The organism is Streptomyces ipomoeae 91-03, assembly GCF_000317595.1.
Classification (GTDB): Bacteria; Actinomycetota; Actinomycetes; order Streptomycetales; family Streptomycetaceae; genus Streptomyces; species Streptomyces ipomoeae.
The window spans coordinates 1-10,384 of record NZ_AEJC01000380.1; the positions used below are offsets into that span (position 1 = coordinate 1).

Annotated in this window: 10 protein-coding genes; 1 reads left to right on the forward strand and 9 read right to left on the reverse strand. The window is 71.4% G+C overall.

Annotated features, from left to right (window positions below):
- From STRIP9103_RS24530 to STRIP9103_RS24550, 5 genes are all read right to left on the reverse strand, one after another.
- The coding region (locus STRIP9103_RS24530; RefSeq protein ID WP_048820908.1) for an ATP-grasp domain-containing protein at positions 1-948 on the reverse strand (948 nt) is incomplete at its 3' end.
- Positions 949-1,105: 157 nt separating this feature from the next.
- Entirely contained in the window at positions 1,106-2,122 is a 1,017-nt protein-coding gene (locus STRIP9103_RS24535; RefSeq protein ID WP_048820909.1) for an ABC transporter substrate-binding protein, read from the reverse strand.
- Between the two features lie 133 nt (positions 2,123-2,255).
- A complete protein-coding gene (locus tag STRIP9103_RS24540) occupies positions 2,256-3,077 on the reverse strand; it encodes an ABC transporter ATP-binding protein (protein ID WP_009321355.1) in 822 nt (273 codons plus the stop codon).
- Positions 3,078-3,151: 74 nt separating this feature from the next.
- Entirely contained in the window at positions 3,152-4,201 is a 1,050-nt protein-coding gene (locus STRIP9103_RS24545) for a FecCD family ABC transporter permease (RefSeq protein ID WP_009321347.1), read from the reverse strand.
- Positions 4,198-5,166 (reverse strand): FecCD family ABC transporter permease, encoded by a 969-nt coding sequence (locus tag STRIP9103_RS24550; RefSeq protein WP_009321350.1) that lies wholly within the window; start codon positions 5,164-5,166, stop codon positions 4,198-4,200. The genes STRIP9103_RS24545 and STRIP9103_RS24550 overlap by 4 nt, the downstream gene beginning before the upstream one ends.
- Before the next feature lie 269 nt (positions 5,167-5,435).
- Here STRIP9103_RS24550 and STRIP9103_RS24555 point away from each other — a divergent pair, with 269 nt between their 5' ends.
- Positions 5,436-6,302 (forward strand): (2Fe-2S)-binding protein, encoded by an 867-nt coding sequence (locus STRIP9103_RS24555; protein WP_009321352.1) that lies wholly within the window; start codon positions 5,436-5,438, stop codon positions 6,300-6,302.
- Between the two features lie 130 nt (positions 6,303-6,432).
- On the opposite strand, the gene STRIP9103_RS24560 is transcribed toward STRIP9103_RS24555, so the two are convergent.
- From STRIP9103_RS24560 to STRIP9103_RS24575, 4 genes are all read right to left on the reverse strand, one after another.
- Positions 6,433-7,065, reverse strand: coding sequence for an MBL fold metallo-hydrolase (locus tag STRIP9103_RS24560; protein ID WP_009321342.1), 633 nt, complete (start codon positions 7,063-7,065; stop codon positions 6,433-6,435).
- Positions 7,065-8,150, reverse strand: coding sequence for an S-(hydroxymethyl)mycothiol dehydrogenase (locus STRIP9103_RS24565; protein ID WP_009321346.1), 1,086 nt, complete (start codon positions 8,148-8,150; stop codon positions 7,065-7,067). The genes STRIP9103_RS24560 and STRIP9103_RS24565 overlap by 1 nt, the downstream gene beginning before the upstream one ends.
- 73 nt (positions 8,151-8,223) lie before the next feature.
- Positions 8,224-9,114: a 3-hydroxybutyryl-CoA dehydrogenase gene (locus STRIP9103_RS24570; protein WP_009321345.1), complete on the reverse strand. Its 891-nt coding sequence runs from the start codon at positions 9,112-9,114 to the stop codon at positions 8,224-8,226.
- The coding region (locus STRIP9103_RS24575; RefSeq protein ID WP_009321349.1) for an NAD(P)/FAD-dependent oxidoreductase at positions 9,111-10,384 on the reverse strand (1,274 nt) is incomplete at its 5' end. The genes STRIP9103_RS24570 and STRIP9103_RS24575, both read right to left, overlap by 4 nt.

The window sequence follows — 10,384 nt, forward strand, 5'->3', positions numbered from 1 at the left end:
CCGGAACCGAAGGTCCTCGGGCAGCGGCTCACCGACATGGGTGCGCAGGATGTGGTCGAAGAGCGGGAGGTCGAGGAGCTGGGCGAGCAGCAGATCGCACTGGTCGCCGATGGCGCGGTAGTTGACCTCGATGATGCGGGCCCGGCCCTCGTGGACGACGAACTCGGTGTGGCAGGCGCCGAAGCCGACGCCCAGCGCGTCGAGTTGGGCGAGGATCTGGGCGACGACCGGCTCGGGGTGGGCCGGGACGAAGGTCAGCCGCTCCTCGATGAAGTACGGCGGTGGGGACAACTCGGTGTGGAAACCGCCGAGGACGTGCCGGACCCGGCCGTCGCCGAGGGTCTCCAGGGTGTACAGCTCGCCGGGCAGGTACTCCTCGACGACGAGGGTGGCGCCGGGGCGGCGGGCCAGGATCTCCTTGCCGCGGGCCACCAGGTCCTCGGCGGTGTCGACCAGCACCACGTCCTCGCTGGCCACGCCCTCCCGGGGCTTGATGACACAGGGGTACGGCGCGTCGAGGACGCTCGGGCCGGTGAGTTCGGCCGGGTGGGTGATCTCGGCGGACCAGACGGTGTCCACACCGGCGGCGGACAGATGGCGGCGCATCTCGCCCTTGTCCTTGGTGCGCAGGGTGGCCCGCCAGTCCTTGCCGGGGAGCCCGAAGTACTGGGCGGCGAGGGCGGCCTGGGTCTGGAGGTGGTCGCTGTTGGTGAAGACCGCGTCGGGCCGGTGGTGGGTGGAGATCCGGGTGACGACGGCCCGGAAGTCGCGTACGGCGCACTCCAGGACCTCGATGTCCGGGTACTCGGGGTGCTCGGCGTAGGTGGCGCGGTGGGCGTCCGGCTGGTCGGTGAGGACGGTGACGTCGAGGCCGAGCCGGGCGGCTGCGGGCAGGAAGCCCTCGGTGACGGAGTCGGTGGGATTCAGGGCGAGCAGGTACAGGCGCATGAGAGGGTGCACGGCTTCCGCTGGCGGGTGGGGGGCGGACGGGGCGGGCCGCTCTCGTGGTGGGCCCGCCCCGGGTACTGCGGGGGTCGCTGCTTGGTACTGCGACGGGTTGCTGGTTGGTACGGAAGAGGGGTTGCTGCTTGGTACTGAGGAGGGGTTACCGCTTGGGCAGTTCGACGCCGGTGGCCTTCGCGACGTCGGCGAGCATCTCCTCGGCCGCCTGGACGCCGATGCCGGACATCCAGGTCTCGTCCGGGACCTCGAAGACCTTGCCGTCCTTGACGGCGGGCAGGTCCTTCCAGACCGGGTTGGAGGTGACCTGCTTCTGCTGGGTCTTGTCCGGGGTGTCGGCGGTGGTGACGAAGATCAGGTCGGCATCCGCCTGGTCGATCTCCTCGGGGCTGACGTCCTTCATGGTCACGGCCGGGTCGTCGGATACTTGCGACTTGGGGCGCGCAAAGCCGATGTCGTTCAGGACGACACCGCTGTAGGAGTTGGAGGCGTACAGCCGGGTCGGGCCGGCGACGAAGCGGACCACGGAGACGGTCGGCATGGCGCCGTCCTTCTTCTCGATGGCCTCGCCGAGCGCCTTGGCCTGGGTCTCGTACTCCTTGAGCTTGGCCGCGGCCTCGTCCTCCAGGCCCAGGGCCTCGGCGTGGACCTTCAGGTTCTCCTTCCACACACCGCCGGTGGTCTCGGTGAACACGGTCGGGGCGATGGCGCTGAGCTTGTCGTAGACCTTCTCGTGCCGGACCTTGGACGACAGGATGAGGTCGGGCTTCAGGGAGGCGATCTTCTCCAGGTTCGGCTCCAGGAGCGGGCCGACGTCCGTGGTGTTCTTGAGTTCGCCCTCCAGGTAGGTGGGGAAGCCGCCCTCGGTCTTGAAGTGCGGGGCGACGGCGCCGACCGGGTCGATGCCGAGCAGCGTGACGTCGTCCAGCTCACCGGTGTCGAGGACGACGACCTTCTTGGGCTGCGACGGGATCTTCACGTCGCCCATCACGGTCTTGAGGGTGCGCGGGAACGCGGCGCTGTCGGCACCGGCCTTGGCGGTGTCGCTCTCCTTGGCGGAGTCGTCGTTGCCGCAGGCGGCCAGCAGGCCGGTGCCGAGCACGACGGTGAGCAGGGCGGCGGCGGGACGGCCGAATCCGCGCAGGGGAGATCGCTTGAGCATGAGGGTGGTCTCTCTCGTCGACGTACGGATGTACGGGGATGAACCGGTGTCATGGGGATGAACCGGGCGCACCTGGGTCGCAGGGACGTACCGGATGTGGTGGATGAGCGGTCGGACGGACAGGGACGAGCGGTCAGGCGGAGGCGGACGCGGTGGTGTGCCGGGCCGCGCTGCCTTTCGGGACGACCAGCGGTGTGCCGGTCTCCGGGTCGGGGATGACCCGGCAGTCCACGTCGAACACGGACTTGACCAGGTCCGCGTCGAGTACGTCGGCCGGCGGGCCGGCGGCGGCGAGGCGGCCGTCCTTGAGCACGACCATGTGGTCGGCGTAACGGGCGGCCTGTCCGAGGTCGTGCAGCACCATCACCACGGTGCGGCCGGCCTCGGCGTGCAGGGCGGCGACCAGGTCGAGGACGTCGAGCTGGTGCCGCAGGTCGAGGAAGGTGGTCGGTTCGTCGAGCAGGAGCAGCTCGGTGTCCTGTGCCAACGCCAGGGCGATCCAGGCGCGTTGGCGCTGTCCGCCGGAGAGCCGGTCCACGGGCTGGTCCCGCAGCACCGCCGTTCCGGTCCGCTCCAGCGCCTCGTCCACCGCCCGCTGGTCGGCGGCCGACCAGGGGCTGAGCAGCCGCTGATGCGGGTACCGGCCCAGCCGTACGAGGGCTTCGACGGTGATCGCCTCCGGGGTGACCGGCTGCTGCGGCAGCAGGCCCATCCGGAGGGCCAGCGCTCGCGCGGACATCCGGTGGATGTCGGCGCCGTCCAGCGTGACCGTGCCGGCGGTGGGTGCGAGGAGTCGGCTCAGGCCCCTCAACAGGGTTGATTTGCCGCAGGCGTTGGGGCCGACGATCGCCGTCACCGCGCCACCGGGCAGCGTCAGGTCGAGTCCGCCCACCACGAGCCGGTCGCCGTAGCGCAGGTCGAGCCCCTGGGTGGAGAGCTGGTTGGCGGTGGTCATGCGGGGCTCCTGGGGGCTAGCGGAGGACGGCTTCGGCGCGGCGGCCGGGTTCGAGTGCGGTTCGTGATCGCGGCTCATGCGTGACTCCCCCGCACCGGCTTGCTCTGCCGGAACATCAGCACCAGCAGCCAGGGCGCGCCGAGGGTGGCGGTGACCGCGCCGACCGGCAGGCCCTCGATCGGCAGCAGGTGCTGGACGACCAGGTCGGAGGCGAGCAGCAGGACGTCTCCGGTGAGGGCGGCCAGGGCGAGGGTCGCGGCGGTGGGCGGGCCGGTGAGGAAGCGGACGATGTGCGGTACGGCGAGGGCGACGAAGGTGACGGGACCGGCGAGGGCGGCGGCCAGCGAGGCCAACGTGACGGCGACGAGGAGGAGTTGGAGGCGGGCGGTGGCGGTGTTGAGGCCGAGGGCGCCCGCGGAGTCGTCGCCCAGGTCGAGCACGGCCAGACGGCGGTTGGTCACCAGCGCGGCGGCGAGGGCGAGCAGTACGCCCGCGCCCGCGCCCCAGACCTCGGTCCAGGTCCGCCCGTACACCGACCCGGTGGTCCACTGGAGCGCCGAGCCGGCGAGTTCGGCCGGGAAGCGCACGGTCATCAGGTTGACCGCGGCGGCGAGGCCCGCCTGGACGGCGAGACCGATGAGGACGAGCCGGGTGACGGCGAGCCCGGAGCGCCAGGCGAACACGCCGAGGAGCAGGGCGGCCAGCAATCCACCGGCCAACGCCCCGACGGGTATGAACAGTTGGGAGGCACCGGCGGCGAGCAGAGCGACCGCGCCGAGCGAGGCGCCGCCGGTCACGCCCATCACGTCCGGGGACGCCAGGGGGTTGCGGAAGAGCCGTTGCAGCACGCAACCGGCCGCGCCGAGACCGGCCCCGGCGACGATGGCGGCGACGGCGCGCGGCGCCCGGAACTCCTGCACCACCAGCACATCCCCCGGATCACCGAGCCCGACCAGCGCGCGGAGCGCGACGGACGCGGGCATGCCCATCTCCCCGGTGGACACGGAGACCGTGAGCAGGACGAGGAGGGCGAGGAGGCCGGTCGCGCCGTAGGCGAGGAGACGTCCGCGGCCAGGGGCGCGGCGCACGTCATGTCGTACGGCCGCCTTGTACGTCAGCGTCATCGGGCGACCTTCCTGGCGAGCAGGGCGAGCAGCGGTGCGCCCAGGAACGCGGTGACGATGCCGACTTCGAGTTCCGCCGGGCGGATGACGAGCCGGCCGAGGACATCGGCGGAGAGCAGGAGCAGGGGTCCGGCGATCAGGCAGCCGGGGACGAGGAGTCGGTGGTCGCCGCCGAGGAGGGGGCGGACGAGGTGGGGTGCGGCGAGGCCGATGAAGGCGACCGGCCCGGCCACGGCCACCGCCGAACCGGCGAGGAGGACGACCGCGAGGCCACCGGCGAGCCGGATACGGGCGACCGGTACGCCGAGCGCCTGGGCCGAGTCGTCGCCGAGGGCGAGGGCGTTGAGGGCGGGCGCCACGGCCAGCGCGAGCAGCAGCCCGATGACGAGGGTCGGCAGTACCGGCCAGAGTGTGTCGAGTTGGCGGCCGGCGAGGGATCCGGCGAGCCAGAAGCGTGCCTCGTCGAGGGTGCGCTGGCTGGCCAGCATGACCGCCGACGTCCAGGACAGCAGGACGAGTTGGAGGACGGTGCCGCCGAGGGCCAGGCGTACCGGGTCGATGTCCCCGGCGCGTTGGGCCAGCGCCTGGGCGAAAACGGCGGCTGCGGCGGCTCCGGCGAAGGCGAACCACACGTACTCGACGGGGTCGGTGAGTCGGAGGGCGAAGATGGCGACGACGACCGCGAAACCGGCACCCGCGTTGATCCCGAGGGTGGTTGGGGAGGCGAGCGGATTGCGGGTGATCCCCTGAGCCACGGCACCGGCCACGCCGAGCGCGGCGCCGACCGCGAGGCCGATGACCGTGCGCGGTACCCGAAGCCCCGTCACCACCAGTGCGTCGCGGCCCTCGGCATGACCCGAGAGCGCGTCGAGGACGGTGGACAGGGGTACGGAGCGGGCTCCGAGGGCGAGGCTCAGCGCGGCGCAGAGCGTCAGGGCGGCGAGGCCGCCGAGGAACAGGGGCACATGCCGAAAGGTACGCAGGGGCACGCCGGTTGGCGCGGCCCTATCGGTCGCAGTCACGAAACGTGAGCTTAGGTTAGGCATGCTTTAGTCTTCAACGGCTGTGCGTTCACTGTGACGCACGCCGCCCTTGATCAACCCGCAAGTAACTTCGCTGCTCAATAGGCCATCCATTCATCCACACCCCACCTGGCCATCGGCCCGCGATCTTGCAGTTAAGGTAAGGCTTACCTGCTCGTACGACCAAACGCCCTTACGCTCTGGAGTTGCCGATGACCGTGGCCCCCCTGGAGACCACCCAGGCCGACTCCGCCACGCTCGTCCCCGGCCTCCTCGCCGCCGCCTACCGCCGTCTGGACACGGTGTGCGAGGTGCTGGCCGTACGAGTCGTGGATGCGGACCACGGATCAGCTCGGTCACCCCAACTGACCGAGCCGAGCGTGCGGTTGACGGAGTCTCAGGAGAGCGTGGAGGCCTTCGTCGAGGCCGAGGCCGCCCGCATCCAGGACCGCTACGACCACTCGGCGCCCCGGCATGTCGCGGCCTCCCGCGCCCTGCACGACTACGCGTGGTCGGTCGGCCTGCTGATGAGCGGCGTCTGGTACCTGGAGCGGCGGGTGCCGCGCATCGCCCCCGGCGACATACGGATCGACCTCGCGTCGGCCACGTACGAACTGGCCCCCGGCACCGACCTCACCTGTCTGCCGGACGACCCGGTGGCGGCACTGCCGGGTACGCGGGCTGTCGCCCAAGAAGAAGAGCTGCGGGCCGCGTTGCGAGACGCCGTCGCGGATCACATGGGTCCGGTGCTGGACGCGATGGGTCCGTACGTCCGCCGGGGTTCGCGTGCGTTGTGGGGCATGGTCTCCGACGACCTGGTCTCCGGACTCTGGTACCTCGGCCGCATGCTGGGCGACGAGGCCGCCGGCGTCCGGGCCGCCACGGAGGTGCTGCCCACCGCCCGGCAGCCCTTCCCCGGCGGCGCCGACTTCCGCACCCTCCGCACGAGCGACGGCCGCGAACACCCGACCCGCACCCGTCTCGGCTGCTGCCTCTACTACACGATCCGCCCCGCCGAGGCCTGCTCGACCTGCCCCCGCACATGCGACGCGGAGCGCCTGCGGCGCCTCGAAGGCTGACCGCGCGGCCCCATCGCGTTCGGGCTCCCGAGCGGACGACGCCCGCCGCAGAGCTTGCGGCGGGCGTCGGAAGTCGGGAGTCGGGAGTCGGGAGTCGGGAGTCGGGAGTCGGGAGTCGGGAGTCAAGCCTTCAGTAGCCTCTGGCGATCCATTCGTCGAGGTGAGGTGCCTCGGTGGCGATGGTGGTGGACTCGCCGTGGCCCGTGCGCACCACCGTGTCCGGGGGAAGGGTCAGCAGACGGTCGCGGATGGAGCGGATGATCGTCGGGAAGTCCGAGTAGGAGCGGCCGGTGGCGCCCGGCCCGCCGGCGAAAAGGGTGTCGCCGGTGAAGACGGTGGCCAGGTCGGGGGCGTGGAGGGAGATCGCTCCGGGGGTGTGGCCAGGGGTGTGCAGCACCGTCAGTTCCATGTCGGCGACGGTGATGCGGCGCATGTCGGAGAGGTAGCCGTCCGGGTCCCGGTCGGGGTGGGTGTGCTTCCACAGCAGCCGGTCGTCGAGATGGATCAGGATCGGGGCACCGGTGGTGGCGGCGAGCGCGGGGGCCGCGTCGATGTGGTCGTCGTGGCCATGGGTACACACGATGGCCGTCACCCGCCGGTCACCAATCGCCGCCGCGATGGCCTTGGCGTCGTGGGCGGCGTCGATGACGACGACCTCGTGGTCGTCGCCGACGATCCACACGTTGTTGTCGACGTCCCAGGTGCCGCCGTCCAGGCTGAAGGTGCCGGAGGTGACGAGGTGTTCGACGCGGACGTCGGTCATCAGAAGACCACCACCGAGCGCAGTACGTCGCCGTGGTGCATCCGCTCGAAGGCCTTCTCGACCTCGTCGAGGGCGATGGTCTCGGTGACGAAGGCGTCCAGGTCCAGGCGCCCCTGACGGTACAGATCGATGAGCATCGGGAAGTCCCGGGAGGGCAGACAGTCGCCGTACCAGCTCGACTTGAGCGCGCCGCCGCGACCGAAGACATCGAGGAGGGGGAGTTCGAGCTTCATCTCCGGGGTGGGAACGCCGACCAGGACCACCGTGCCCGCCAGGTCCCGGGCGTAGAAGGCCTGTTCATATGTCTCCGGGCGGCCCACCGCGTCGATGACCACGTCGGCGCCGAAGCCGTCGGTCAGGTCCCGGATCGCCTCGACGGCGTCCGTCTGACGGGAGTTGACGGTATGGGTGGCGCCGAGCCGCTTCGCCGTGTCCAGCTTCCAGTCGTCGATGTCCACGGCGATGATCCGTGCCGCCCCGGCGATCCGGGCACCCATCACGGCCGCGCCGCCGACTCCGCCGACGCCGATCACCGCCACGCTGTCGCCGCGTCCGACCTGTCCGGTGTTGATGGCGGCGCCGATGCCGGCCATCACCCCGCAGCCCAGCAGCCCGGCCGCCGCCGGGGAGGCCTCGGGGTCCACCTTGGTGCACTGGCCGGCCGCCACCAGGGTCTTCTCCGCGAAGGCGCCGATCCCGAGGGCGGGCGAGAGCTCGGTGCCGTCCAGCAGGGTCATCCGCTGCTCGGCGTTGTGGGTGGCGAAGCAGTACCAGGGCCTCCCCCGTCGGCAGGCCCGGCAATTCCCGCATACGGCACGCCAGTTGAGGACCACGAAGTCGCCGGGCGCCACATCGGTCACCCCCTCCCCCACCGACTCGACCACCCCGGCCGCCTCATGGCCCAGCAGAAACGGGAACTCGTCGTTGATCCCGCCCTCCCGGTAGTGCAGATCGGTGTGGCACACGCCGCACGCCCGCACCTTCACCACGGCCTCACCGGGCCCGGGGTCGGGCACGACGATCGTCTCGATCCGTACCGGGTCGCCTTTCCCGCCGGCGATGACGCCTCGGACCTGCTGGGGCATGGTGGGGCCTGCTTTCTACGGAGTTGAGTGGTGTTACTGCGTCATGGAGAGTCAGGTGGCCGTCGCGGGGACATCAGGTGGCCGGGTACGCGTAGAAGCCCCGCCCCGACTTCCGGCCCAGATGTCCGGCCGCGACCATGCGCCGCAGCAACGGCGGTGGCGCGTACAGCGGTTCGGCGTGCTCCTCGTACAGGGACTCGGCGATCGCCTTGGCCGTGTCGAGGCCGATGAGGTCGAGCAGGCGCAGTGGGCCCATGGGGTGGGCGCAGCCGAGTTCCATGCCGTGGTCGATGTCCTCGGGGGTGGCCGTGCCCGCCTGGACCATGCGTACGGCGGAGAGCAGATACGGCAGGAGGAGTGCGTTGACGATGAACCCCGCCTGGTCCGGGGCCTGCACGGCGGTCTTGCCCAACCGCTCGACGGCGAAGCGGCGGGTCCGTTCGAGCGTGTCGGTGCTGGTGGTGAGGGCGGGGATGATCTCGACCAGGGCCTGTACGGGCACGGGGTTGAAGAAATGCAGCCCTATGACACGGTCGGGTCGGCCGGTGGCGGTCGCGAGGTCGGTGAGAGGGATGGACGAGGTGTTGCTGGCGAGGATGGCGTCGGTGCCGGCGAGGATCTTGTCCACGTCCCTGAAGAGGGCGCACTTCAGGGCGCGGTCCTCCACGGCGGCCTCGATGACGAGTTCGCGGTCGGCCAGGTCGCCGAGGTCGGTGGAGAAGGACAGCCGTGCCAGGGCCCGGTCGCGTTCTTCGTCCGTCAGCTTGCCCCGGCGTACGGCCTTGCCGAGGGAGTCCTCGATACGACGGCGCCCGGCTTCCACGGCCGGTCGGCTGACCTCGGTGACAAGGACGTCGAGTCCGCCGCGGGCGACCGTCTCGGCGATGCCGGAGCCCATGAGCCCGCAGCCGAGGACGCCGATGCGGGAGAGGGACGTCGTACGGGAGTCGGGGTCGGTGGTCATGCGGAAGTCCTCCGATCCGAGACAGTCGCCCGGGCCAGATGGCTCCGCAAGCTGAACCCGGGCTCGGCGACGTCCTCCGGGGTGACCGTCAGACCGGCGGCGAGGACTCGGCGGGCCGCCATGTGGTCGGCGGGACGGTTGACGGACTCGACCGCCACCAGGGCTCCGTCGCGGAAACAGAACACCGAGAACCCGTTGCCCCGCTCGTCCGTGTGCACGCAGGTGTGGTCGTGCCCGGTCGACAGACCGGCGATCTGGAGGCGGAGGTCGCCCTGGTAGCTCCAGAACCACGGCAGGGCGTCGTAGGGCCGGGGTGTGCCGGTGAGTCGGGCGGCCAGGCAGCGGGCCTGGTCGGCGGCGTTCTGCACGGACTCCAGCCGGATGCGCCGTCCCGAGCCGTGCGGGTCGGGGAAGGCCGCGCAGTCGCCGATCGCCGAGATGTGCGGGTCGGCGGTGGCGAGGTGTGCGTCGACGACGATGCCGTTGTCGGTCTCCAGGCCCGCCAGGCCGGCGAGTTCGGCGTTGGGCAGCACGCCGATGCCGGTGACGACGAGGTCGGCGGGGACGGTCGTCCCGTCCGCCGTGCGTACGCCGGTCACCCGGCCGTCCCGGCCGATCAGTTCGGTGGGCGCGGTGCCCATCAGAAGCCGGGTGCCGCCCAGTCGATGCTGTTCCGCGAAGTGGACGGCGGTGGACACGGACACCGCGCGGCCCATCACCTGGTCGGCGATGTCGAGCACGACGGGGCTGAGGCCGGCGGCCCGGCAGGCGGCGGCGAACTCCAGGCCGATGAACCCGGCGCCGATCACCACCACGTCCCGGGCCTCGCCCAGACGATGGCGCAGTTCCTCGGCGTCGGCCCGGGTCCGCAGATCGAACACCCCCGCCAGTCCGCTCCCGGGCAGCGGCAGCGGACGGGGCCGGGAGCCGGTGGCCAGCACCAGGTGCGCGTACGGGAGTTCGGTGTGGTCGTCGAGTGTCACCTTGCGCCGGGCCCGGTCCAGGCCCACCACCCGACGGCCGACGATCAACTCGATCTCCCGGTCGGCGTAGAACCGGTCGGCGCGCAGGGTCAGCTCCTCCCCCGACAGCTTGCCGGCGAGGTACTCCTTCGACAACGGCGGGCGCTGGTAGGGAAGTTCGGGCTCGTCGCCGATGAGCGTGAGGGGGCCGGTGAAGCCCGCGTCGCGCAGTGACTCCGCCGCCTGGACGCCCGCCTGGCCGGCGCCGACGATCACGATGCCGGGCTCGGGAGTCGTCATGTCTGCGC